This window comes from Kitasatospora cystarginea, from assembly GCF_039533515.1.
Lineage (GTDB): Bacteria > Actinomycetota > Actinomycetes > Streptomycetales > Streptomycetaceae > Kitasatospora > Kitasatospora cystarginea.
Genome location: NZ_BAAATR010000045.1, coordinates 22697 through 47417, shown reverse-complemented (window position 1 = coordinate 47417; position 24721 = coordinate 22697). Strand labels below are relative to the sequence as shown.

Annotated in this window: 20 protein-coding genes and 2 pseudogenes; 16 read left to right on the top strand and 6 right to left on the bottom strand. The window is 71.9% G+C overall.

What is annotated here, in order from left to right:
* The first annotated feature begins 13 nt into the window (after nucleotides 1–13).
* The 6 genes from ABD369_RS33760 to ABD369_RS33735 all read left to right on the top strand — a co-directional run bounded on the left by ABD369_RS33760 (nucleotide 14) and on the right by ABD369_RS33735 (nucleotide 8798).
* A complete protein-coding gene (locus tag ABD369_RS33760; protein ID WP_344640435.1) occupies nucleotides 14–1648 on the top strand; it encodes a SagB family peptide dehydrogenase in 1635 nt (544 codons plus the stop codon).
* A 145-nt stretch (nucleotides 1649–1793) separates the two neighbouring features.
* Entirely contained in the window at nucleotides 1794–1976 is a 183-nt protein-coding gene (locus tag ABD369_RS33755; RefSeq protein ID WP_344640434.1) for a hypothetical protein, read from the top strand.
* 78 nt (nucleotides 1977–2054) lie between these two features.
* A complete protein-coding gene (locus ABD369_RS33750; RefSeq protein WP_344640433.1) occupies nucleotides 2055–3998 on the top strand; it encodes a TOMM precursor leader peptide-binding protein in 1944 nt (647 codons plus the stop codon).
* Between the two features lie 12 nt (nucleotides 3999–4010).
* Complete coding sequence (locus ABD369_RS33745; RefSeq protein WP_344640432.1) at nucleotides 4011–6629, top strand: lantibiotic dehydratase; 2619 nt, start codon at nucleotides 4011–4013, stop codon at nucleotides 6627–6629.
* A complete protein-coding gene (locus ABD369_RS33740; protein ID WP_344640431.1) occupies nucleotides 6616–7632 on the top strand; it encodes a lantibiotic dehydratase C-terminal domain-containing protein in 1017 nt (338 codons plus the stop codon). Before ABD369_RS33745 ends, ABD369_RS33740 begins: the two co-directional genes overlap by 14 nt.
* A complete protein-coding gene (locus tag ABD369_RS33735; RefSeq protein WP_344640430.1) occupies nucleotides 7629–8798 on the top strand; it encodes a thiopeptide maturation pyridine synthase in 1170 nt (389 codons plus the stop codon). The genes ABD369_RS33740 and ABD369_RS33735 overlap by 4 nt, the downstream gene beginning before the upstream one ends.
* 11 nt (nucleotides 8799–8809) lie before the next feature.
* On the opposite strand, the gene ABD369_RS33730 is transcribed toward ABD369_RS33735, so the two are convergent.
* On the bottom strand, nucleotides 8810–11578 hold the full coding sequence (locus tag ABD369_RS33730; RefSeq protein WP_344640429.1) for a helix-turn-helix transcriptional regulator: 2769 nt from the start codon (nucleotides 11576–11578) through the stop codon (nucleotides 8810–8812).
* A gap of 976 nt (nucleotides 11579–12554) precedes the next feature.
* Between ABD369_RS33730 and ABD369_RS33725 the strand changes: the two genes are divergently transcribed.
* The 5 genes from ABD369_RS33725 to ABD369_RS33705 all read left to right on the top strand — a co-directional run bounded on the left by ABD369_RS33725 (nucleotide 12555) and on the right by ABD369_RS33705 (nucleotide 17257).
* Nucleotides 12555–14114: a sensor histidine kinase gene (locus ABD369_RS33725; protein WP_344640458.1), complete on the top strand. Its 1560-nt coding sequence runs from the start codon at nucleotides 12555–12557 to the stop codon at nucleotides 14112–14114.
* A complete protein-coding gene (locus ABD369_RS33720; RefSeq protein WP_344640428.1) occupies nucleotides 14111–14518 on the top strand; it encodes a roadblock/LC7 domain-containing protein in 408 nt (135 codons plus the stop codon). Before ABD369_RS33725 ends, ABD369_RS33720 begins: the two co-directional genes overlap by 4 nt.
* A 127-nt stretch (nucleotides 14519–14645) precedes the next feature.
* Nucleotides 14646–15005: a DUF742 domain-containing protein gene (locus ABD369_RS33715; RefSeq protein WP_344640427.1), complete on the top strand. Its 360-nt coding sequence runs from the start codon at nucleotides 14646–14648 to the stop codon at nucleotides 15003–15005.
* Nucleotides 14986–15603 (top strand): GTP-binding protein, encoded by a 618-nt coding sequence (locus tag ABD369_RS33710; protein ID WP_344640426.1) that lies wholly within the window; start codon nucleotides 14986–14988, stop codon nucleotides 15601–15603. The genes ABD369_RS33715 and ABD369_RS33710 overlap by 20 nt, the downstream gene beginning before the upstream one ends.
* Nucleotides 15604–15775: 172 nt before the next feature.
* A complete protein-coding gene (locus ABD369_RS33705) occupies nucleotides 15776–17257 on the top strand; it encodes a cytochrome P450 (protein WP_344640425.1) in 1482 nt (493 codons plus the stop codon).
* 544 nt (nucleotides 17258–17801) lie between these two features.
* On the opposite strand, the gene ABD369_RS33700 is transcribed toward ABD369_RS33705, so the two are convergent.
* A complete protein-coding gene (locus ABD369_RS33700; protein ID WP_344640424.1) occupies nucleotides 17802–18104 on the bottom strand; it encodes a TetR family transcriptional regulator C-terminal domain-containing protein in 303 nt (100 codons plus the stop codon).
* 21 nt (nucleotides 18105–18125) lie between these two features.
* Between ABD369_RS33700 and ABD369_RS33695 the strand changes: the two genes are divergently transcribed.
* On the top strand, nucleotides 18126–18950 hold the full coding sequence (locus tag ABD369_RS33695) for an SLAC1 family transporter (protein ID WP_344640423.1): 825 nt from the start codon (nucleotides 18126–18128) through the stop codon (nucleotides 18948–18950).
* Between the two features lie 131 nt (nucleotides 18951–19081).
* On the top strand, nucleotides 19082–19801 hold the full coding sequence (locus tag ABD369_RS33690) for a hypothetical protein (RefSeq protein WP_344640422.1): 720 nt from the start codon (nucleotides 19082–19084) through the stop codon (nucleotides 19799–19801).
* On the opposite strand, the gene ABD369_RS41300 is transcribed toward ABD369_RS33690, so the two are convergent.
* The gene (locus ABD369_RS41300) at nucleotides 19794–20105 is read right to left on the bottom strand and encodes a transposase (RefSeq protein WP_425557835.1); all 312 of its coding nucleotides are present in this window, start codon (nucleotides 20103–20105) and stop codon (nucleotides 19794–19796) included. The genes ABD369_RS33690 and ABD369_RS41300 overlap by 8 nt on opposite strands.
* 137 nt (nucleotides 20106–20242) lie before the next feature.
* On the opposite strand from ABD369_RS41300, the gene ABD369_RS33680 reads away from it, so the two are divergent.
* The 3 genes and pseudogenes from ABD369_RS33680 (at nucleotide 20243) to ABD369_RS33670 (ending at nucleotide 22218) form a co-directional block, all read left to right on the top strand.
* A complete protein-coding gene (locus ABD369_RS33680) occupies nucleotides 20243–20842 on the top strand; it encodes a hypothetical protein (RefSeq protein ID WP_344640460.1) in 600 nt (199 codons plus the stop codon).
* Nucleotides 20843–20949: 107 nt separating this feature from the next.
* Nucleotides 20950–21948: pseudogene (locus ABD369_RS33675) on the top strand (ISL3 family transposase); the annotation flags it as partial.
* A 15-nt stretch (nucleotides 21949–21963) separates the two neighbouring features.
* A complete protein-coding gene (locus ABD369_RS33670; protein ID WP_344640457.1) occupies nucleotides 21964–22218 on the top strand; it encodes a tautomerase family protein in 255 nt (84 codons plus the stop codon).
* A 294-nt stretch (nucleotides 22219–22512) separates the two neighbouring features.
* Here ABD369_RS33670 and ABD369_RS41295 read toward each other — a convergent pair.
* The 3 genes and pseudogenes from ABD369_RS41295 to ABD369_RS33660 all read right to left on the bottom strand — a co-directional run.
* Nucleotides 22513–22830 (bottom strand): annotated as a pseudogene (locus ABD369_RS41295) (DUF6841 family protein); the annotation flags it as partial.
* A gap of 50 nt (nucleotides 22831–22880) precedes the next feature.
* Nucleotides 22881–23831, bottom strand: a complete 951-nt coding sequence (locus ABD369_RS33665) for a D-2-hydroxyacid dehydrogenase family protein (protein ID WP_344640421.1) — start codon at nucleotides 23829–23831, stop codon at nucleotides 22881–22883.
* Between the two features lie 325 nt (nucleotides 23832–24156).
* Complete coding sequence (locus tag ABD369_RS33660; RefSeq protein WP_344640420.1) at nucleotides 24157–24675, bottom strand: MarR family winged helix-turn-helix transcriptional regulator; 519 nt, start codon at nucleotides 24673–24675, stop codon at nucleotides 24157–24159.
* Nucleotides 24676–24721: the final 46 nt, after the last annotated feature.

Genomic DNA, 24721 nt, shown 5'->3' with positions numbered 1-24721 from the left:
GGGTGAGTCCTCAATGGGTGAGTCAGCGGCCGGGGCCGCCGATCCGGCCGGGCTCCGGTTCTGGTGGCGCACCTTCGAAGGGGTCCAGGAACTGTTCGCGGAGGGGCACGGCGAGGAGGGCGGGCCGGAAGACCCCCTGCCGACCAAGACCTACCGGGGCCTGCCACGGCACGTGCTGAGCCCACCGGCCCGGCGGATCGGCGACGCGCGCTGGTCCTTCGCCGACTTCCGGCGGGCCCACCCGAAGGACGGTCCCAGCCGCGACGTCCTGGACGAGCCGGTCCTGTCGGCACTGCTGCACTACACCTACGGGCTCGGACGGATGGAGTCGGGGCCGCATGCGGTCTGGCCCTACCACCGGATGGTGGCCTCCGCGCGGTGCTTCTACCCGGTGGAGCTGTATCTCTGGCCGGCCGAAGGGGCTGGGGATCTGCCTGCGGGGTGCTACCACTACGACCCGGCGCACCACGCGCTGACCGGACTGCGGTCCGGCGGCATCCCCCGCGAACTGCGGACTGCCACCGGAACGGGGCGCGAGGGCACTCTCGCCCTGCTGGTCGCGGCCGTGTGCTTCCGCAAGACGGCCTTCCGCTACCGCGACTACGCCTACCGGCTCTGCGCCCAGGAGGTCGGTATGACCGTCGGGAACGCGCTGCTGGTGGGAGGCGCGCTGGGGCTGCGGGCCCGCGTGCACCACCGGTTCGACGACGCCGTCGTCAACCGCGCGCTGGGCCTGGACGGAGACGAGGAGACCGCCTTCGCGGTGCTCGACCTCTCCCCCTGGCGGCCGTCCGGGACGGCTCCGGCGCCATGTGACGAGGAGCCCGGTGCGCCGCTGCCCGCTATCCGTCCGCGGCACGTGCGCACCAACACGGCCGATCCGGCCACCTGGTCGGGCCTGGCCGCACTGGACCGCGCCAGCCGGCTGACCGGCACCGGCTGGGAGGCACCGGTGGACCGGGACGCCTTCCACCTCCCGGCCGACGGTCCCGAGCACTTGGCCGACGGTCCCACCACCACGGGCCGGGTGCCGCTGACCGCCGCGGAACCCGAACACGTCGAACTGGCCGAGGCCCTACGGGCGCGCGACTCGGGTGGCCGGATGTTCCTGCCCGACGGCAGGCCGCTGCCCGCCCGGCAACTGGCCGGTCTCCTCCGGCACGCCCTCGAACCGGTGCCGTCCGACCACACCGAGGCGGCCTGCCGCCCGCTGGTCGACTGCCACGTGCTGGTGCTCAACGCCGTCGGCGCTGCCACCGGCCTCTACCGGCTGGGTGCCGCACCCGAGTTGGTCGCCCTTCCTGGCCGGGACTGGCGCGGTGTGGTGTCGATGCTCTGCGACCGGACGCCCTCGGTTAACTCGGCGAAGGCCAACGCGATCGTGTTCCTGAGCGCGAACCGGATCGCGGGCGACCGTTGGTTCGGTGACCGCGGGTACCGGATCCTGCACCAGGAGGCCGGGATCGTCGCGCAGCGGATCAGCGTGCTCGCGGCGGCCGCCGGGCTGTCCGCGCGGGTCACCAACGGCTACCACGACGGCCTGGTCCGCGCCCTGATCGGCGCCGGTGCGGCGCACGTACCGGTCTTCACCCTCGTCATCGGCCGCCGCCGGGCCAGCGCGCAGTACGAGGTCCCGCTGACCTGGTGACGCGCGCCACCGAAACGGCGCCGCGCGCGATCCTACGGTCGGCCTTCGGCCGCACCCGTGAAGACCGCAGCCCGCTTCCCGTCCGAACCTGGGCGTGGACCGGTTCTGGTCCCCCGGAACCGACGACGAAGAGAGGAGGACAGCCATGGAGAAGGACCTCGTCCTGGACCTCGCCGATCTCAGCGTGGACGAGCTCGACATCCTGCCCACCGCACCGGGCGCCAGCCTGGAGTCGATCAATGTCGGCCACGCAATGGTCGAGATCGGCGCGTCCAACTGCACCTCGCGGGGCACGCCCGCGAGCTGCTGTTCGTGCTGCTGCTGCTGACGCGGCAGGCACTGCCGTGCCCGGCGCACAACCAGTGCGCCGGGCACGGCACCGCAACTACCCACGAGAGAAGAGACGTTGACCGACGCCCTGACAGTAGCCACCCGCCCGGCCGGTGTCGCGGTACTGGGCAAGGGCCTGCTCGCCACCGCGATCCGGACCGCCGTCTCCCGAACGCACCGGCTGGTCACGGACACCGACGACGGCTGCACCGCGATCGTCACCGCGAGCGACGGGTGGAACGGCGCCGTCGCACCGGAGCGGCCCGGCACCGGGTGGTTGCCGGTACGGGTCGAGTTGGGCAACGTCGTCATCGGCCCCTACGTCGCACCGGGCCGGGCGGGTTGCGCGCGCTGTGCCCGGACCCGGCGGGAGCGCGCGCTCGGCCCGGACAGCCCCAGGGCCGAGCTGGTACGCCGGTTCGGCACCGAACTGGCCGACCGCGCCAACCCGTTGCTGTCCAGCTGGGCGTGCGACGCGGTCGGCGACCTCGTCTCGGCGGAGCTCGCCGAGACGCCGGGCCGGTGGACGACCGATGCCATCGTGATCCTCTCGCTGACGGGCCTGGCCGTCGACACGCACCCGTTCCTGCCCGATCCCGACTGCCCCGGATGCGGCGGCCTGCCGGCCGACCACCCGCCCTCCCTGATGGACACGGCCCGCCCGAAACCCGACCGGGACACCTATCGGGTCCGCGATCTCGCCACCGACTGGGACATCTTGGTACGGACCTACGTGGACGGGCACACCGGGGTGATCCGCCAGCTCGACGTACGGACCGACTACCGCTACCCGATGGTGTCCGCGCCACTGCACCTGCCCGGCGGCGAGCAGGAGGCCGGGTTCGGCCGGGACCTGGACTACGCCAGTTGCGCGCGCACCGCGCTGGCGGAGGCGCTGGAACGGCTCGGCGGCGCCCGCCCCGGCGGTCGGCGTACGACGGTCCGGGCGAGCTACCGCAGCGTGGCCGAGCAGGCGGTCTGCCCGACCGAGCTCGGCCTGTACCCGCCGGAGCGGTACGCACAGCCCGGGTTCCCCTACCCGCCCTTCGATCCGGACCTGGAGCTGAACTGGGTCTGGGGCCACTCCTTCGGCCGCGACGCACCGGTGCTGGTACCCGAGGACTACGCCTACTACCGCACCCGGCACGGCAGTTCGCTCGCCCGGCCGCTGGCGTACGAGGTGTCCAACGGGTGCGCCCTGGGCGGCTGCCTGGAGGAGGCTGCGCTGCACGGCATCGTGGAGCTGGCGGAACGGGACGCCTTCCTGCTCACCTGGTACGCCCGGCTGCCGGTGCCAAGGGTGGACCTGGCCACGGTGGCCGACCCGCGGATCGGGATGCTGGCGGAGCGGATCCGGCAGGACAGCGGCCACCGGGTGGCGGCCTTCGCCACCACCACGGAGCACGGCATACCCACCGCCTGGGTGATGGCGGTGCACCCCGCGTCCGGCGCGGAGCCCGCGGCGATCTGCGCGGCGGGCGCGCACTTCGATCCGGAACGGGCGCTGCTCAACGGGCTGTTGGAGCTCACCGCGAACCTGGGCTGGAACCGGGTCGCGCACCGTGAGGAGGCGGCCAGGATCGCGGCGATGGTCGCCGATCCCGACCTGGTGCGGGAGATGCGCGACCACGCCCTGCTGTACTGCCACCCGGCGGCGTTCGACCGGTTCGGCTTCCTACCGGGTGAAGACGCCGGCCTGCCGGTGGCCGCGGCGTTCGCGCGGGCCACCTGCCGGCCACGCGGCGAGGACCTGCGCACCGATCTGGCCGAGGTCATCGCCCGGTTCACCGGCCGGGGACAGGACGTCATCGTGGTGGACCAGACCACGGACGAGCACCGGGCCGGCGGCCTGGCCTGCGCGAAGGTGATCGTTCCCGGGCTGCTGCCGATGACCTTCGGACACCGGATGCGCCGCACCCACGGCCTGCCCAGGCTGCTCCGCCTGCCCGCCGAACTCGGCTACCGGCACGGCCCGCTGGACCCGTCGGAGGTCAACCCGCATCCCCACCCCTTCCCGTGACTGGAGTTGACGATGACTCAGGGTTTCTCAACCCCGGACACCTTCGGCGTGCGGATCGGCGGGATGCCGGTGTCGACGTTGGACGACCTGCGATCGCCGGAACTGTGGCGGCAGATCGAGGCGGTGCTGGCCGGTGAGGACCGGCTGACCGCCGTCGCCGCGGAACTCTCCGACGAGCTGTTCGAGCTGATCGGACGCGAGCCGGCCGGCAAGCCGCTGCTGGTCGCACTGCGCCGGTCCATCCACAACCGTCGGCCGCCGGCCCGGTACTGGAACGACGACGTCCGCGCGGTCCTGCCGACCGGCCTGGCCGACGGGGTGCGGTCCTGGCTGGAGCTGCTGGCCGCGCACCAGCGCGACCTGGCGTTGCTGGACGAGTTGGTCGGCCGGCACACCGGGGCCCAGCACGCGCTGCTGCGGAAGGCGGTCGGCGATCCGGCCTTCCAGTACGGGCTGGTTCTGAGCAGCCCCGTGCTCCACGACCGGCTGCGCACCTGGCTGGCCCGGCCGGAGCAGACCCCACCGGACCGCCGGCTGGCACTCCGGCTGGCCAAGTACCTCGCCCGGATCACCACGAAGACCACCCCGTTCAGCACCTTCACGATCAACGGCCTCGGCCGCTGGCGCGACCGGGCTTCAGGCGGGTCCGAGGAGGCGAGTGAGCACAGGGACTTCACCGTACGGACCGTCGTCGAGCCCAACCTGTGGCTGATCCAGCAGCTGGTCCGGGAGCTGAGCCGGCATCCCGTCCTCGCGGCGCGCCTGCGGCTGCGGCTGAACCCGAGCGCCCTGTTGACCGGGGAGCGCTGGGAGTTCCTCGGCCCGGGCTCCGATGAGCCGCTGCGCAGCCTGGCGGCGAGTGCGCAGATCCAGCTCTGCGTGGAGGTGGTGACCGAGGCCGGGCGGACGCGCGCGGAGGCCGCCGGGCAGGTGGCGGTCCGCACCGGGAGCACCCCGGCCACCGCCGACGCCTATCTGGGCCGGCTGGTCGACCTCGGGCTGCTGGAGGCCGAGCGGCCGTTCGCCGACCAGGCGCTGGACCCGCTCGCCGAACTGCGCTCCTGGGTGGCCGGCGCGGGCCCGCCCCTGGCCGAGGTCGTCGGTGAACTGGACGGGCTGGCGGACCGGTTGGCCGGCTACCCGGCACTCACGGACGCGGCGGACCGGCTTCGGCGCACCCGGGACGTCGAGGCGGCCCTGCACCGGATCCGCTCACTGGTCGGACCGGAGCGGATCGAGCTTCCGGCCAAGAACAGCATCATCGAGAACGCGTTGCTGGTCACGGTGGAGACCGGGCCCGATGCGCGCGACTGGGCGCCGGTGCTGCGGGATCTGGACGCCGTACGCCGCTGCTACGCCGTACTTGACCCCGCCCTGCCGGGCCGGGTCGCGCTCGCCGAGGCGTTCGCCGAGCAGATCGGCCCGGGCGCCGAGGTGCCGTTCCTCACCTTCCACCGGGCGGTGCAGGAGTGGTTGCGTGAGGACGGCGAGCTGCCGGGCGTGCTGTCCATCGCCACGCACGGGTACCGGGCCCTGGAGGATCACCGGCTGCCGAGGATCCGTGAACTCGCCGAGCTGCGGGCGCAGTTGTGCGCCGAGGCACTGGGCGGGCCGTTGACGGAGGACGGCGTGCTGCGGCCGTCCGTCGAGCGGCTGTCGGCGTTGGCCGACCGCTGGCCGGTGTGGATGCGACCGCCGGACTCGGTGGCCTTCTACGGGCAGCCCTACGGTGAGCCCGACGACCCCCGGTTCGTGATAAACGCCGTCAACTCCGGTCACGGCCGCGGCCGTGACCGCATCCGCCGGCTGCTCGCCCAGGCCGGGGTCGCCGTGGAGGTCGACACTGCAGCACCGCCGGGCGGTGTGCTGGTCGCCGACACCTGCCGCCATTACGGTGCCAATGTCGGTCTGCGCTTCTCGGCGGTGGCGGAGGAGATCGACTACCCCGGGGGCCTCAGCCGGCGCGGGGCCGACCGGCGCATTCCGATCGGCGACCTCGTGGTGCGCCACGATCCCGCCCTGGAGCTGCTCACCCTGCACTCGCGCGATCGCGGGAACGAGGTCCGCCCGGTACACCCCAACCTCATCGCGGAGCTGTGGTTGCCGCCCGCGATCCGGCTTGTGATGCAGGCGTTCGGCGCCACGCCGAACCTGCTCATCCCGGGCCGGCGGATGTTCGGGGACACCTCGCTCGACGGGGTCGACCAGCTGCGGGCCGAGCCTGCGGTGGTCATCGGCCGCACCACCGTGAGCCGCCGCCAGTGGGTGTTCCCGGTGAGCGCGGTGCCCGTCCGCGGCAAGGGCGAGAGCGACCGCCGCTACCTGCTGCGGCTGGCCGCCTGGCTGCGCGAGCACGGCATGCCCGTCCGCTGCTTCGTCCGGGCCCTCGACCCCGCCTCGGTGGTCGGCGGCAGCGTATGGCGGATCAAGTCCCGCAAGCCGCTGCACATCGACTTCGCGAACCTGCTACTGGTGGGCCTCTTCGAACGGATGCTGGCCGGAGGGGAACAGGTGCTGTTCCTCCAGGAGGCGCTGCCCGACCCGGCCGACGCACCGCACTACGGGGCCCATGGATCCCGGGTGACCGAATACCTCGTCGAGATCAACGGAGGACAGGATGCCGACCGCTAGCGACCGGCTGGAACCCGACACGGCGCGGGCTACGGACTGGGTGTGCGCGCACGTCTTCTACGACACCGACCAGGACGGGCTGCTGGCCGACTGCGTCCGGCCGCTGGCCGGGGCGCTCCTCGCCGACGGCCTGGTGCAGCGGTACTTCTTCCTGCGGTACTGGGAGGGCGGCCCGCACGTCCGGCTCCGGCTGCTGCCCGCCCTCGCCGCCGACCGGGCCGAGGTCGAGCGGCTCACAGAGACGCGGATCCGCGCGTTCCTGGCAGGCCGCCAGGCCCGGGACGTCGTGGACCGCTCGCGCTTCGCCCAGGTGGCCGCGGACCTGGCCGGTCTGGAGGGCCGGGCGGGCCACGACCAGGTGGTGCGGCCGAACAACACGGTGGAGTTCCTCCCCTACGAGCGCGAGCACGCGGACTACGGGTACGGACCGGCCATCGCCGCCATCGAGCGGCACTTCTTCGAATCCAGCCGGCTGGCGCTCTCGGTGGTGGCCGCCGGGGCGACGCTGGAGCAGCGCGCCCTGCTGGCCTTCGACCTGGTCGTGGGAGTGTTCGCGCTGAGCGAGGAGGTACGCGACCAGTGGCGGCGCCATGGCGGCCCGCCGCTGCCGTTCGGGAGCGGCCCCGAGGCCCCGGAGACGGTGGCCCGCTACCGGGCCCAGCGCGAGCGGCTCCGGGAACGGGCACTGGACACCTGGCGGATGGCGGCCCGACCGGACGGCACGGACCAGCGGGCGTACTGGCTGGCGTCGGTGCGCCGGCTGCGGGACGAACTGCACGGCCTGGAGGACCGGGGCGGTTTCGCCACCGAGTGGGCCGCCTCCCCATTGGCCGGCCCGCTCGACCTGGCCGCCACCACCCACCCGGCCACCAGTCTGGTACTGCTCCGCTGCGCGCACCTGGTCAACAACCGGCTGGGACTGACCCTGTGGCAGGAGAACCAGCTGCGCTTCTTGGTCGGCCGCATCCTAGCGGAACTGCCCGAGGCGTTGACGGCGTCATGAGCGACTCGGCCGTCCGCTGGCACAGCATCCACGTCCACCACCATGACGGGAGTGCCGAGTCCGCGCTCGTCCGGCACGCCGTCCGGCCTGCCTTCGAGGCCGTGCGCGGCTCGGTCGGCGGCGCCTGGTTCGGTCGGCACTGGCGGCGCGGTCCGCACCTGCGATTGAACTTCCTCACGTCCGATTGGAGTTGGGACGCCGAGGTGCGGCCGACGGTCATCGCGCTGGTCTCCGAGTACTTGCGCGCCCACCCCTCGACGGCCGGGCCGGACGAGGCCGCGCTGGCCCCGGTGCACCAGCGGTTGGCGGAGCTGGAGATGGAGACCGGGCCGCTGCACCCCTGGCTGCCCGACAACGTCGTACTCGAACAGCCTTACGACCACCGGTTGCAGGTGCTCGGGTCGATGCGGGCCAGCGAACTGCTCGCCGGCTTCCTCAGCGACACCACCGACCTGGTGTTCCGGATGTACGACCACCTGTCCTCCGGCGGCGCGTTGCCGACGCTGGCGCTGGACCTGATGTGGACCACCACGGCGGTCGCCGCCATCCCGTTCGAGGCGGGTGGCGCACCGATCGAACGCGGCATCCTGTCCCTGCGGTCGCATGCCGACGCCTTCCTGTCGCGCACGCGGGACCCGACCGGGTACCGGGCGACCTTCGACGAGCGCTACCGTCGCCAGGCGGACGCCCTGTCGAGGCGCCTGCGCGCGGTGGAGTCCGCGTTGGCCGGCGGCGGGGGTGAGCCACCGTTCGTCCGGGAGTGGGGCGAGGTGGTGCGCCGGTACCAGCGGATCGCGTACCCGCTGCTGGCCTCGGGCGAGGTGTCGCTGCGCGGGGCCGGCCGGGCGCCGCGGATGCCGACCCAGCAGGTCAGCGAGTTCCACCAACTCCTGCAGAGCGGCCACGGCCACGCGGACTTCCTGTGGAGCGACCACTGGTTCGCCTCCTTCCGGCTGGTGGTGAACTACCTGTACGTCCACCTGGGCCGCCTCGGGCTGGGGCCGGCGGACCGGGGGCTGCTGTGCCACCTGGCGGCGAACACCGTCGAATCGGTACACGGCGTCTCGGCGACCGGCAGCTTCCAGCGGTACGTGGTCTCCGGGTCCGCCGCCGGCCCTCCCGAGTGGGTCCGGCTCGGCGCGCAGTGGGCGGACGGGATGGCCTGAGGTGCGTGGTGCTACCCGTCCACCGGCAGCGCTCTCACCGTGTCCGCCGTCGTCCTCGCCGGGATGATCTCGGCGAGTTGCTGGCGTCCGGAGATGCCGAGTTTGCGGTAGGCGCCGGAGAGGTGGAACTCCACCGTCCGCACGGTGACGAACAGCTTCCCGGCGATGGCCCGGTTGGTGTGGCCGTCCCGGGCGAGGCAGAGGATCTTCAGTTCCTGCGGGGTCAGGCCGATCAACGCCGGATTCGGCGGTTCGTCGGTGTCCACCGGGAAGCTCGCCTGCTGCGCCGCGGTGATCCGGCTCACCAGCGGCCGGGCGGAGCAGGACCAGGCCGTGGACAGCGCGGCGACGAGCTCGGTGTGCGCCTCGTGCGGCCGGCCGGCCTCGCTCAGCGCGGTGGCCAGGTCGAACCGGGCGGTCGCCAGCTCCAGTCTGGCCGGTGAACGGGTCAGTGTGCCGACGGCCCCGGTGAGCAGGCTGATGCGGCGCGTGCCGGTCTCGGTCATGGCGACCGCGTGTTCGGCGGCCCCGATCGTGCGCGGTGTTCCCCACCGGCGTGCGTCCTCCAGCTCGGCGCCGGCCAGCCTGGCCGCCTCGGCCACCTCACCCGCCGCGACGAGCAGCTGCGCGGCGCGCGACCGCCACGGCAGCACGGCCGGGTTCCGCACCTGGCAGTCGGTCAGCAGCCGGCCGGCGGCCAGGTAGTCCTCGACCGCGCGCAGTGGTTCGCCGGTCTGCTCCCACAGGGCGGCACGCGCGGCGAGTACGGCCGGGGTGTCCTGCCACGGCGGCAGTTCCCGGTCCAGGCCGCAGCCGGTGAGCAGGGTGCGGGCGGTGTCGGTGTCGCCCATCAGGGCGCGCGCCTCGACCAGGGCCGACACGGCCAGCGCGGCCAGCCGGTGGCCCGTGGGCACCAGCCCGCAGAGCCGGTCCGCCATGGGCGTCAGCGCCTCGGCCACACCGCCCAGGTCACCGCGGACCCGGCGGATCGCGGCGCGCAGCAGCTCGGCGGCGACGTGGTCCCACCGCCCGGGCGGTACCCCGCCGGCCAGCCGGGTCCGGCTGCAGTGCGTCCATGCCTCGGTCAACTCGTCGGCCCGGATCAGCGCGCCGCAGCCGTGCCACAGGCCCCTCCCCAGACTGTCGCTGCCACCGGCCAGCGCCTGCCGGGCATGGCGCACGGCCGCCCCCCTGTCCGCTCCGGCGTCGACCGCCTCGGCGGCTCGCAGTGCGGCCAGTTCCCAACAACCGCCGCCTGGTTCCGGAGCCTCTGCGGCCAGGTCGTCCAGCCCCTCGCCGGACCTGACCAGCCAGGCGGGACCACCTCGCCAGCTGAGCGCCTTGTGCAGCCGCAGCCGCCAGACGTGCGCGGCCGAGGCCGGGCCGAGCCGCTCGGCCGTGTCGTCGAGGACCGCCACGGCGTCCGCGGGCCGCCCGCACTCGGTCAGCAGACCGGCGAGGGCCAGCGTGTGGTCCACCATGGCAAAGGGGTCCTCGGCCTCCTGCCGCGCCGCGTCCAGCTGGCGCACCGTGAGCTCCGGATCGACGAATGCGTCCAGTGCGGCGAGCTCGCACCGCACGGCCGCCCTGACCTGCGGCCCCAACTGCTCCCGCAGCAGACCGCGCAGGTGCCGGGCGGCGTCCTCGGCCCTGCCCTCCTGTGCCAGCCTGCGGGCCGCGATCCGCAGCGGCCGTACCGTCCATTCCTGGCCGAGCGGACCGGCCGCGACCAGCTGCCGCGCCACCCCGGTCACGTCGAAGTGCCCGTCGCGCAGGATCTCGGCCGCCCGCAGGTGCAGGGCGGCCCGCGTGCCGACCGGTACCGCACCGATGACCATCGAGCCGAGCAGCGGGTGGCAGAACGCCAGCGGCGTGCGGTTGGCCAGCAGGCACCGGTCGACCAGCTCGTCGACCGCGGTCAGGGCCTCCCCCACGGTCAGCCGCGCGAGTTCCGCGGCCTGCGCGATCTCCGCGTCGACACCGAGTACGGCGACCGCCCGCGCCAGCGCGAGCGCCGGTTCACCGATGCCGCCCAGCCAGCGCTCGATACCGGGGAGCGCCCTCGAACCGGTGCCGGCCCGCAGCTTCTCGGCGCTGGGAGCAGCACCGCTGTGCTCGGACAGCAGGGCCTGTAGCAGACCGGGGTTGCCACCGGTCAGCTCGTAGCAGGCCGCCGCGGCGTCCTCGTCGAGCCGGACCCCGCAGCGGGCGGCCGCGAAGTCGGCGAGTGCGGCCGCCGGCAGACCGGTGAGGGTGATGTGTTCGGCAAGCGCGGCGAGTCCGGTCGTCAACTCGGGCTCGCCGCCGCCTCCGAAGTGCCCGGCGGACAACGCGACCACCAGCCGGTGCGGGAACGCGGACGCCGACAGCTCCGACAGCCAGCGCAGCGACCACGGTTCGAGACAGGCGGCGTCGTCCAGGCAGACGGCCACCGGCGCACGGCGGGCCTGCGCACGGACCAGTTCGACGAGATCGCGCAGCACCTCCGTCGAGGGCGAGGACGCGCGGTCCGCCACCCGCGTGCCCGCCGGCGACAGCCGGGCGAGCACCTGGTCGGCGGCCGCGAACGGCACGTCGGGCAGGCTCCGCGCGTTGGCGACGGCCACCTGGAACCCCGCGTCGGCGGCGAGCGCGGCCAGTGCCGCCACCGCCTCCGACTTCCCGCTCCCCGGCTCCCCCTGGATCAACACGGTGGTCGGCCGGCCGGCGCGGGCTCTGTCGACCACACCACTCAGCCGCGCCAGCTCGGGCCCACGCCCCTGCGCCCCGATCCAGGCCATCGTTCCCTCCCCCGCACGAACCTGCCCCACACCCGTCATCGCACGGACTCCGGACGACACGGGTTCCTGTGACGGACACTCAATCCTTTTGATCCGCAGCAACTTTATGGCAACCAGATGGTGTACGACCAGGTTGCGAGGAAATCTCCCCGGTTGGCCGCCGATGCCGGTCCGAGCGATGCCGCGGCAACGGCTTCTCAGCCATCACCGCGCCCGGGGCAGCGCCTTCGCCGGCACCGGGAATAACTAGGGCCGGCCTCGACTCCCGCTGCTCCAAGGCCGGTTGACCACCCCGCGCGGTGCTCTCCGCCCGCGGAGCGCACCGCACCTGCCCGCTCCGCAGTGATCAACCAATGCCCGATCAGGGCAGCCTGAACCATCGACCGCCGGCTGGGGTGTGCCCGAAAGCGATGTCCTCCAGACATGTTTTCTCACACAGTGCCTGGTTCGCATGTGACGCGCCTTCGCGAGCATTTTGCCGGTGGGCGACCACCCGTCGGCCTCGATCCTCCACAACGGCCCGAGCAATCTGCGCGGCCCACTGCCGGGCAGATGGTCCCTGCGCCATAGCACGGACACCGTTGACTGCGCAGTCGTTTCCCGAAGCAACCCGCCTCTTGGGCGAATCCGACCCCGGGCGCCGGTGGAACGCCCCCGATTGGGCAAGCCTGGTGCCAGCACCAGGCCCGACCGATGGAGCAAGAGCCTTGTCTGGACACCTCCCACCGCCATGCGACAGACGTGGCATGTCCGGCTAGAGGCATCAAATCGGTTGTGTGGCAGCGTTTTTGGGTTTGTGCCAGACATGTCATGAACCCGGCTATGCTACTTCCGGCCCAGCCCGCCGCACCGCCGTCGCACCAGGTCCCGCGGATCGGCGTGGGCATCGGGCCGCACGCCGAACGCTGCCCCACGCCTCCGGAGTCGGCCGCCGCCGTCCTTCCCCCCGTAGCCTTTCGATCGTTTGAGGATGCTGATGCTTCGTGCTGGATCGTCCCCCGGAAGCCGGTTCTCCGCTCCCGTACTCGTGTGGCTCCTGCCCACGGTCGTGACGGCCGCCGCCGCTCTCCTGGCGGTGTCGGTGGTCCCCGCCGGCGCCCGCGCGGGAGTCGTGTGGTGCGGGGTGGCAGGCACCGCGGCGGTGGCCGTGGTGGCCGCCGAGGCGGCGCGCCGGGGACGTGCGGTGGCGATCCTGCGCGAGCGGTACGCCCAGCGGGAGGACGAGCTGCGCCGTCGGCTGGCCCGGCAGGAGGCCGAGACGGTCGAGCTGGCGAAGTCCGCTCTGCCCGAGGCGGTCGCCCGGCTGCAGCGCGGCGAGTTCCGCGAGGACCTGCTGAAGGCCTACGAGTCCCACGACCCCGGCGCGGACCAGGACTTCCAGGCCGCCCTGCAGTACGTGCTGCGCACCGTCCTGGAGGCCGTCGACAACGAGGAGGGCATGCGGGAGTCCACCCAGCGGGCGTTCGTCAACATCGCCCGCCGCGTGCAGGCGATCGTCCACCGGCAGGCCCAGGACCTGCGCGAGATGGAGGACCGGCACGGCAACGACCCGGCTGTCTTCGACGACCTGCTGCGCCTGGACCACGGCAACGCGCTGATCGGCCGCCTCGCGGACAGCATCGCCGTCCTCGGCGGCGCCCGCCCCGGCCGGCAGTGGCGCAGGTCGGTGCCGCTGTACAGCGTGCTCCGCGGCGGCATCTCGCGCATCCTGGACTACCAGCGGGTGGACCTGCACCCGGTGTCCGAGGTAGCCGTGGTCGGACCGGCCGTCGAGCCGCTCATCCACGCGGTCGCCGAGCTGCTGGACAATGCCACCCGGTACTCCCCGCCGCAGACCAGAGTGCATCTGACCGCCGTCGAGGTGCAGACCGGCATAGCGATCGAGATCGAGGACGGCGGCCTCAGCCTGAGCGAGGAGGGCCGCGCCCGCGCCGAGCGGATGCTCAGGGAGGCGCAGTCCGGAATCGACCTCAACGACCTCGGCGAGACCCCCAGGCTCGGCCTGGCCGTGGTCGGCCGCCTCGCGCAGGCGTACGGGTTCCAGGTCTCGTTGCGGCCCTCCGCCTACGGCGGTGTACGCGCCGTCCTGATCGTGCCGCAGGAGCTCATCACCACGGCACCCGCCACCGCCCGGGCACACGGCATCGGCGTCGCCTCCGGCCCCCGTCCGATCCCGCCCGCCCGTACCCGGCCGGCGGCCGGGCCGCGGCGCCGCGGGTCGATGACGGCACAACCTTCTTATCCGGAGCCGTCGTTCGGCTCCTCCCTGGAATCCCTCGCGGGTTCGGGCCCGGCGGACGGCGGGTTTCCGGTGGTCGGCGAGCGGACCCCGAACGGTCTGCCGCAGCGCCGCCGCCGCGCCGCGGCCCCGTGGACGGGTACTCCCGAGGCCGCCAGGGTCCCCGAGCCGGCCCAGGAGCCGGTACAGCCCGGAATGTGGCTGGCCGCCTTCCACGAGGGGGTGAACGGCCATGCGCCGTCCACCGGTTCGGCCGGCCACACCAATGAAGAGTCGGCAGGGAAGGGCGAGCAGTGATTCAGCAGCGGACCAACATGGACTGGATGCTCAAGGAGTTGGCGGACGGCGTCCCGCACACCCGCCACATCGTTGTGCTCTCCGCCGACGGACTGCGGATGGCCCAGTACGGCACCGACCCCGACACCGCCGACCGCCTCGCCGCCGCCTGCGCCGGCCTGCAGAGTCTGGCCACCGCTGTGGGACACGAGTTCCCGCAAGGCGACGGCCGGATGCGACTGGTGGTGATCGAGGTGGGCGGCGGCTTCTTCTACCTGATGGCGGCCGGCTCCCGGGCCTACCTCGCGGTGCTGGCCGAGGAGGGCGTCGACGCCGGGCTGGTGGGCCAGCGGATGCGGGACCTGGTCGCACGGATCGGCGAGCACCTCAGCACACCTCCGCGCAACGGCGGTCAGGTCGCATGAGCGGGCGCGGCACGGAGCTCCCCCTGGTCGCAGGCTCGGCGGGAGTCGTCGGAAGGCGCGCGTCACGCAAAGTGGCCTCCCAGCGGACGGGGCCGCAACGGCCCGGGCCCGGAGGGGAGGCGAGCACATGAGCACAGCCGGCCGGGACTGGGACGAAGGCAACCCCGAGCGGCTCTATGTGATCACGCGCGGCCGCAGCGGTCTGCCCGAGCACACCACGTTCGACCTGGTCACACTGGTCGTTTCCCGTTCCGAACCGACGCCCATGATGCAGCCGGAGCACGCGGCGATCCTGCGCATCTGCGGCTCGCCACTGTCCGTGGCCGAGATCTCCGCCTATCTGCGACTGCCGGCGAGCGTGGTCACCGTGCTGCTGGCGGACCTTCTCGTCGAGGGACGGATCGAGGCCCGCGCCCCCATCCCGAAGGCGTCCCTTCCCGACCGTGCCTTGTTGGAGGCGGTGATCCATGGACTTCAGAAGCTCTGACACCGTAGTGGGGCCGCAGAGCTCGGACCTGCTCCCGGCCTCGGCCAGCACCGCCGTCAAGGTGGTGATCGTGGGCGGCTTCGGCGTCGGCAAGACGACCCTGGTCGGCTCGGTGAGCGAGATCCGCCCACTGACCACCGAGGAGACCATGACTCAGGCCGGGGCGGGCATCGACGACACCGCCGGGGTCGAGCGCAAGACCTCCACCACGGTCGCGATGGACTTCGGCCGGATCAGCATCAGCGACGAACTGGTCCTCTACGTGTTCGGCACCCCGGGGCAGGAGCGGTTCTGGTTCCTCTGGAACGGCCTGTTCGAGGGAGCCCTCGGCGCGGTGGTGCTGGTCGACACCCGCCGGCTAGAGGTCAGCTTCGACGTGATCGGGCGGTTGGAGGACCGCGGCGTGCCGTTCGTCATCGCGACCAACGCCTTCCCCGAGTCCCCGACCTACCCGACCGAGGAGCTGCGGACCGCCCTGGACCTGCCGCCCGAGGTACCGATCGTCGCGTGCGACGCCCGGACACGCGAATCCAGCCGGGACGTCCTGCTGGCTCTGCTGCGCTACCTGTACAACCTCGCGGCCCCGGCCGTGCGGTGACCGCACTCCGCCCCTGGCCGCCGCCCGTCGGCCACCTGTCCGTCTCCCGGTCGGCGCACCAAAGACGCTCGCCCCGTCGGCCCCCTGCCAACTGCCGCGTGACGACGGCCCGTTCACTCCCCTCGATGACTGCATTTCCCGATGACCCTCCCGTGCTGACTCCGGAGATACCGTGACCACCCCGTTCCCTGCCGACGCCTCCCCCACCCCGCCGCCCGGGTGCCCCGCCCACCAGCTCGGCACCAACGGCCTGCGGCGCCTCTACGGACCGGAGGCCGAGGCCGACCCGGCTGGCCTGTACGAGAAACTGCGCGCGGAACACGGCGAGGTGGCACCCGTGTTACTCCACGGCGACCTCCCGGCGTGGCTGGTCCTCGGCCACGCGGCGAACCTCGCCGCCATGCGCACGCCCTCCCGGTTCTCCAGGGACTCCCGCCGCTGGACTGCGTTCCGGAACGGGCTGGTCACACCGGACTCCCCGCTGATGCCGGTGATCGCCTGGCAGCCGATGTGCGTCTTCGCTGACGGCGAGGAGCACAAGCGCCTGCGCGGCGCGGTCACCGACAGTCTGAACCGCTTCGACCGGCGCGGGGTCCGCCGCTACGTCACCCGCTTCGCCGACCAGCTGATCCAGGACTTCGGCCCGACCGGCCAGGCCGATCTGGTGGCCCAGTTCGCCGAGCACCTGCCGATGCTGGTCATGACGCAACTCCTCGGGATGCCCGAGGAGTACGGGCCACGGCTGGTCGATGCCACCCGGGACCTGATGAAGGGTACCGAGACGGCCATCGCGAGCAACGACTACGTGGTGGAGACGCTCCGCCGGACGATGGACCGCAAGCGGGCGGCACCTGGACCCGACCTCGTGACATGGCTGATGCAGCACGATGCCGGGCTCACCGACGACGAGGTGCTGGAGCACCTGCGGGTGGTGCTGCTCGCCGCGAACGAGACGACCGTCAACCTGATCGCGGACACCCTGAAGCTCGTCCTCACCGACCGGCGGTTCCGCGCCCACCTGTCCGGCGGCCACATGACGCTGCCCGACGCCCTGGACCAGGTCCTCTGGGACTCCCCGCCGATGGTCCTGGTAGCGGGCCGCTGGGCGACCGGCGACACCGAACTCGGCGGTCGCCAGATCAAGGCCGGCGACATGCTCCTGCTCGGTCTCGCGGCCGGCAACGTCGATCCGGCCGTCCGCCCCGACCTGTCGAAACCACTCTCCGGCAACCGCTCGCACCTGTCCTTCGGCAGCGGCCCGCACGAGTGCCCCGGCCAGGACATCGGCCGGGCCATCGCGGAGACTGGCATCGACATCTTGCTCACCCGCCTGCCCGACCTCCAACTGGGCGTTTTTGAAGATGAGTTGACCTGGACATCGGCCTGGCTGTCCCGCCACCTGGTCGGCCTGCCAGTGCGCTTCACCCCGCGGACGGCCGACGGGGAGGCTACGGCCAAGGGACTCACCGCACCCACAACTGCGCCCACCACCGCGCCGACCCAGCCCACCCAGCCGACCGCGTCGACCAAGTCGGCGACGCCGCCCGCGCCACCCACCGCCCAGCCGTCAGCGCCGGAACCTCCCGTTCCAGCCGCCGTCCCTCGCCAGCGCCGCAGCTGGTGGAGCGTCCTGACCGGGATGTTCCGGCGCTGACGCCAGCGGCAGCGGCAAGTGCGGCGGCAGGCCCACCCCCTCGGGGGCGATCTTCGCGCGGCGGGAGCGCAGGAATTGCTGCAACTCCGCATTCGGCTCCTGACCCATGGCACCACGGTAAATCCGGGGACCCCGCCGCGGACCACCGCGAAGGGGGCCTAGCTGGACCCCCTGTCGAAGCATGCCTCCCACCTCGGCCGACGGCTGTGTTTGTCTTCGAGCGCAAGCACACATCGACCCCACCCCGCCCATCACCGACAAGCGCCTGCGCCGCCGCTGACGCACGACACGCCCGGCGGCTGCGAACGCCGGGCCGTCAGACGTACCGATGGCGGCTCCGGACGCCGAGCCGTCATCGGTACGCCGCATTCTTCCCACCACTCCACGAAAACGCAGCAACAAGAGAGAAGACAGCCACGCCCCGGCAGTTCGCAGGCACGCCAGCGCTGGTCACCGGCGGCGGAAGCGGTATCGGGTGGGCGTCCGCGCGTGCGGCCAGCGCAAGGGTGAGTGGGGCCGGCGGGCCTCCTGCGGGTAGCCGCGATCAGCGCAGGACGACGTCGAAGACCATGCGGAAGAAGGCGTCGAGGGGTGCGGAGGACTTGTCGGCCCGGGCCGCGATCAGCGTGCCCTCCCAGGCGCTGAGGATGAACAGCGCGGCCGCCTCCACGTCGAGAGCGGCGTCGAGTTCACCTGTTTCCTTGGCTTCGGTGAGCACTTGCTGGATGCGCGAGGTCCACCGCCGGAAGCCGCCCCGGACGGCGGAGCGGATCTCCTCGGAGTGGTCCGCCACCTCGGCGCCGAGGTTGCCCGCCAGGCATCCGCGGGCGAAGCCGTTGTCGACCATGTCCCCGCCCAGGAATTCGAAGTGCGCCCGAAGTCGCTCCAGGGCAGGGCATCCGCGGGCGCCCGATGGCGCAACCTGCGCCACGACCTGCGCCATCCCGGCCAGGGCTTCACCCTTGCGTACGTCCCCATCATCGGCATGCTGATCGCAGGCCACTTCTCGCGGTTCGGAATCGCGGAGGCACGCTGGGCCTATGCGGTGTTCGTCACCGTGGCCACCTTGATCGCTGCGCGCCTACTGGCTCACTGGCTCACGGGCGCCCTGAGTGCGGCCGTCCTGCACCCCGGTTATCTGCTGCCCGTCTCCTCCGCACCGTTCGTCGCGAGCGCCACCGCCTCGACGCTCAGACTGCCCGGTGTCGCCGATGCCGCCTTCGCGGTGGGGCTGCTGTACTGGTTGGCCTTCGGCGCCGTCATCCTCGGCAGCCTCGTCACCAGGGACCCCCTGCCCAGGCCCGCCCGCCCGGCCCTCACCGTCCTGATCATTCCACCGGCGACCGGCGGCATCGCCTGGACCGCAGCCCACAAGGGCGCGTTCGACGCCGTCGGCCACGGTTCTGCCGGCACCCTGCTCTTCACCGTCCTCATCGTTGCCTTCCTCCTCCCGGAGCTGTACCAGCCCTCGTTCCATCCGGGCCTGTGGATCTTCGTCTTTCCCGTGACGGCAAGCACCAATTTCGCCATCCGCTGGATCCATGCCTCGGCGATCCCCGCGGGGTCGGCTTTCACCGGGATCCTCCTCGCCGGTGCGACCATGGTGCTGGGCCTGCTTGCCGGGGCCACCGTGTACCACCGGGCCCGGCGGGCCTTCCCCGAATCGGCCCCCCTCTCGCACCGGCATCGATGAGCCGCTCAAGGCCGCTGGTGATCGCAACGGCAGCCCCAACCACGACTTTGACGGAAAGGAAGCCTTCGCCAAGCCATGGTTGAAGCGTCTTCCAGGCACTGCCGTCCGGCACGACCGACCAGGAGACCGGCATGAACACGTTGCTCGCAGAGGTCCTCGACGCCCATGGCGGCCTCGACCGCTGGAACGCACTGAGCGTGGTCCGCGCCACCATCGTCAGCGGTGGCGACATGTTCGTCATCAAGGGCGCACCGCAGGACTCCACCCCCCGGGAGATGACCGTCTGGCTGCACGAGCAGCACGCCTCCGTGCGGCCGTTCGGCGCGCCCGACCAGAGGAGCGACTTCACGGCCGACCGGATCAGCATCGAAAAACTCGACGGACGCGTCGTGGCCGAACGCGACGAACCGCGCGAGTCCTTCGCCGGTCACGACCTCAACACGCGCTGGGACCCACTGGACCGCGCCTACTTCAACGGCTACGCACTGTGGACCTACCTCACCACCCCCTTCCTGCTGTCCATGCCCGGCGTCACCGTCACCGACATCGAACCGTGGCGGGAAGGAGGCGAACTCTGGCACGGACTGCGCGCCACCTTCCCGCCCGACATCGCCAGCCACAGCACCCGACAGGACTTCTACTTCGGCCCCGACCACCTTCTGCGTCGGCACGACTACCACGTCGACATCGCAGGCGGGTTCGCCGCGGCACGGTACGTCTACGACACCGTGGAGGCCGGCGGCATCCTCCTCCCCACCAAACGCCGGGCCTACCGCCGCGACGCCGACCACCGACCGATCCTCGACCAGACCATGGTCTCCATCGACGTGAGCCAGGTCCGGTTCACCTGATATCACGGAGGGCTTCCAGCCGACGGCGAAACCCGGGGTGGTGTGAGTCAACGGCGGCCGACCGTGAGCTGGCCGTCGAAAGCGATGTCGAATGCCTGGTGGGCGGTTCGCCACCGCAGGGCACCGGCCCCCCTGTGTGCGCCCCTGGGCGGAGCAGGTCGTGGATCGTCTGATCGACGCCGTCGTCACACCACTTGGCGGAGTAGCAGTAGACCGCCCTGCGCGGCGGCAGGTCGTGCGGCAGGTAGTCCCACTGGCAGCCGGTCCGGCCCTGGTACCGGATCGCATTGACGATCTCCCGCATCTCGTGACGTCCCTGACGGCCGCTTACTGCGGGACGTGCGGCTTTCCTTACGTGATCACCGGCTCGATCAGAGCCCACCGCTCGTCGGACTGGTGGCCGGGCGGTAGGGCGGGCCGGGGCGTCGGTATGGTGCTCCGGTGGACAAGGTGCCGTTCATCGAGGAAGACAGCGGTTACGACGTGTGCTGGTTCTGCCCGTCGCTGCGGTTCCCGGCCGGCGGCTTCGACGTCTACGAACGGCCCACCCTGGAGTGCCCGTTCGATCCGGCTGACGGGTTCCGGTACGCCGCGGGGCGGGTGCCGGTATGCGTGCACCCGTACAAGGTGGGTCTTCCTCCTGGCCGGTACGCGAGCGCCGGCGAGCCGGTGCCGGCACGTGAGCCGGAGCCGGCCGCGGACAGCGTGCCGGCACGCCGGGACGAGCCTGATCGAGTTGTGGCCATGCCTCCCGTGAACCGGGGATTCGTGCGTAGGCCGCACGGCCGGCGCCCCGCCAGGAGGACGGCGACGCCAACCGCGCGACAAGCACGCACTGACCCCGGGCCGTACACGGGTGCGCTGCCGCCGGGCCTGCCGGAGGATATCGCTGACCTGGCAGAGTGGATACGGGCACTGGTCGATTCCGCGACACCGGAGAGCCTGGCCGACGTGCTGGCCGGCGCGGAGGCAGCGGCACTGACCCGATTCCCCGAGGAACAGGTGATCGCGGTACTGCGCCGCGCCCTGTCGGGCGGTTGAGCCGAGGTGACACCCCTGCTCCCGGTCCGCCGGACGGTCCGGCAACGTGGTCGGCGTGGTGGTACGAGCGGTGAGCGCGTCGGCGGCCCGGCCCAGGTCCCGGGGCGCGGGTGCTCGGCATCGACGACTTCGCCCTCAAGCCCCGGCACCGCTACGCCACCGTGATCGTCGACGCCGAGACCGGCGAGCGGATCGACGTCCTGCCCGACCGCACCGCCGAGACCCCGGCGGCGTGGCTGCGCGAGCATCCCAGGACCGAGTACGTCTGCCGGGACGGCTCCACCCCTATGGCGAGGCGATCCGCCAAGCCCTCCTCGAAGCAGCGCAGATCAGCGACAGGTGGCACCTGTGGAGCAACCTGCGCGGCAAGGTCCTGAGCGACGTCCGCTCCCACGCCGCCTGCTGGGCCACCGCCGTGAACCCCGCCCGGCCCCGGGGGCGAACGCAAGCAGAGCACCCGCGAACGCTGGCAGCGGGTCCACAATCTGCTCGACCAAGGCGTCGGCCTGCTCGAATGCGCCCGCCGCCTCGATGTCGCCCTGAACACCGTCAAGCGGCACGCCCGCATGAAGGAGCCCACCGCCAACCGCCGCGCACCCCGCTACGATCCCACCCTCGTCGGCCCCTACCGCGACCACCCGCGCACCCGCCGCACGGAGGACCCAGCCGTCCCTGTCCTCCAACTCTTCTGAGAGATCGCGGAGTTGGGATACATCGGGAGCCTCAACCTGCTCTACCGTTACATCATCCAGGGCCGCGCCGAGGGCGACAAGCCGGTCACCACCCCGCAGCGCTTCGCCCTCCTCCTACTCACCCGCCCCGAGAGCCTGCGTGATAGGGACACCGCGCTACTGCGGGCGCTCACCAAAGCCTGCCTCGAGATGACCGAACTCTCCCACCTCACCGGCGAGTTCGCTCAGCCACTGACCCCAGCAGAGGGCAACTACGCCAAGCTCACCGACTGGATCACCACGGTTCGCTACGCCGACCTGCCCCACCTGCCCCACCTGCCCCACCTGCACTCCTTCGCGAACGGCCTCGAACTCGACCGCGCCACCGTCGACGCCGGACTCACCCTCCCGATCCGCCGTGGTCAGCCCGGCGGCTGCCATTACCTGGGGGTGCCGACCTGGTCGGCACCCTTTTCGCGGATTAGCCTGGAGGTTTTGTCGATCACCTGCCAACGGTGTTGCTCAGTTGCGGCTCATGACACGCGGGGCATAGCCCCCCACACCACCGAGCGCGGCCTGTACTGCGAGTTCCACGTCGACGAAACGCCCCGAGACCTTTGGATGACGGACGGCGTGGCGCCGCCCCCTTCGGGGAGCGAGGCCGAAAAGCTCTGGGTGCAGGAGAACCGCCCGGTCCCGTACTGACCGGGCTCTGCGGTGCCCACTCGATAGAGCCGGGCCGCAATGCGGCAAACGCGGGGCGATCTTCAAGAGCCTGCAGGAGATGACGGCGGTCAGCCCCTTGGACGCGGCGTGGCGGGCAGCGAGCTGAGCAGGATGCGGTGCGACGCTGCCATCGACCGGACCATGCGCGATGTTCCGGGCATGATCAGTTCCTTTGCGGCTGCCGACTGGTGCAGTCAGATCGCCTGTACCGGAGGGTAGTTCGGCTGCCACATGGCCGCGCGGACCTGAATCCGCCGTCGTCGGCGCGTACTGAATGCCGACGATCCGCCGGCCGGCGGATTCCCGGGCGATCTCGAGGTGAACGGCGAGACGCTCGATCTCGCTGTCGTCCGAGCGACGCCGTGACCAGATTGCCTCGATCGCCGCTCCGGCGTCGTGGTGGACCGTCACCCTCCGGTCCGGCACGGCCGTGTAGGAATAGCCCTGCGCCTTCAGTGGGGCGTGGTTGCTCTCGAGCAGCCCGATGACGGCCTCGCTGTCGAGGAGCCACTCCCGCGCCGCCGGCGAGCTGTGGTGCAGCGGCACGGACCAGTAGTCGAGGATGAACTCCGGCCGGCGCAGCGACGGCACTCTTGCACCACGAATCCGGCCGCCGGACCCCTTCGCCGCCCCGTCGGAGGCTAGGTGAGGGTGCGTACCCTTTGTCCCGCCTGGAAGGCGGCGATGTCCTCGACCGCGTCGCGGTAGAAGACCTCGTAGAGCTCGCGGGTCACGTAGCCGATGTGCGGGGTGAGTACGGTGTTCGGCAGCGTACGGAAGGGATGGTCGGCGGGCAGCGGCTCGACGTCGTAGACATCGAGCGCCGCGCACCGGATCGCCTTGCGCCGCAGGGTGTCCAGCAGGGCGTCCTGATCGACGATCGGCCCCCGCGAGGTGTTCACCAGGATCGCGGACGGTTTCATCGCGGCGAGTTCCGCACTGCCGACGAGTCCTCTGGTGCGGTCGCTGAGCACCAGGTGCACCGACAGCACGTCCGCGGTGGCGAACAGCTCCTGTTCGGTCACAGCCGTCACCCCGTGCTCGGCCGCGCGTTCGGGTGTGAGGTGCTGGCTCCAGGCGATGGTGCCCATACCGAACGCCTGGCCGATCCTGGCCACGCTGCTGCCCAGGTTTCCCAGTCCGAGAAGGCCGAGGGTCTTCCCGTGCAGCCCGGTGCCGACCGTGCGTTGCCAGCCGCCGTCCCGCATCGCACGCTCCTCGACCGGGAGGTTGCGTGCGGCGGCGAGGATCAACGCCCAGGTGAGTTCGGCGGTGGGCGCCCCGAAGTATCCGGTTCCGGAGACCACGATGCCCTGCCGTGCGGCGGCCGCCACGTCGATCGCCACGTTCCGCGGGCCGGTGCTGACCAGCAGCTTGAGATCGGGCAGCCGGCGCAGAACCTCGGCGGTGAACCACGTGCGCTCGCGCATCGCGACGGCGACCTCGAAGCCGGCGAGCCTGCGGACCAGTTCGTCCGTGTCCGGGATGTGGTCGGTGAACACCTCGATCTCGGCGTCCAGCTGGCCCCAGTCGGCGCACTCGAGGGCGACGCCCTGGTAGTCGTCCAGAATCGCGACCTTCACAGCGGTCATGCTACGGCGCTCCTCGTGATGGGGCGCGCGGAGGGATGGTGAGGCGCGGGAGCCACGGACGACAACGCCGCGGCCGTCGGACTGATGGCCGATCGGCTCCCACCTGATCGGGCGGGTGATCGAGGCGCCGAGTGCGGGATGCGCCCGACCTTGCCCTTCTCGTGGACCACGGCCTCACGCCTGTCCTTGCGGACGACGTCGTTCATCGGCACCTCACCGGCCGCTGTCGGCTTGCCGGATTGCCGGAGGAGAGGACCCCGGTGTGGATGCCGGGGTCCTCAGTCCTGCGTGGGCCGGCGTGGTCGGCGGTGGTCGCCAGGCCGACTCAGCGGGGGAAGCGGCTGCGGATGGCCTGGGCGACGTCGGTGCCCTCCAGGAGGGTGTGCAGCAGGCCGGTGAGGGTCCCGATGTCCGCCGCCGACAGTCGGCCGGCCATCTCGGCGGTGAGCCGGCCGGTCGCCTCGCCGAGCTGGGCGGCCAGGCTTCGACCGGCGTCGGTGAGTTCGATCAGTACGGCGCGTTTGTCCTGCTCGTGCGGTACTCGGCTGACCAGGTCGCGCTGGACCAGGGAGTCGACGAGCCGGCTCGGGCTGCCCTGTTCGCAGACCAGCAGTCGCCCGAGGGCGGCCAGCGTGACCGGCTGATGACCGGCCAGGACGTCGAGCACTTCGGCCTGAGCGGGCGTCAGGCCCAGGTGACGCAGGGACTCGCCGAGCCTGCGGCTACCCTCCCGCTGGGCAGCCAGGAGCAGGTAGCGCAGTTCCTCGTGGGCCACCCGGGCGGGGCGGCTGTGGTCGAAGGTCACGGGCTGTCCCTCGCTTCGCTTGTCGGTTGACCTCGGCACGGAGACCAGTCTATCAATGACACGACATTGATGACACAACATCGAT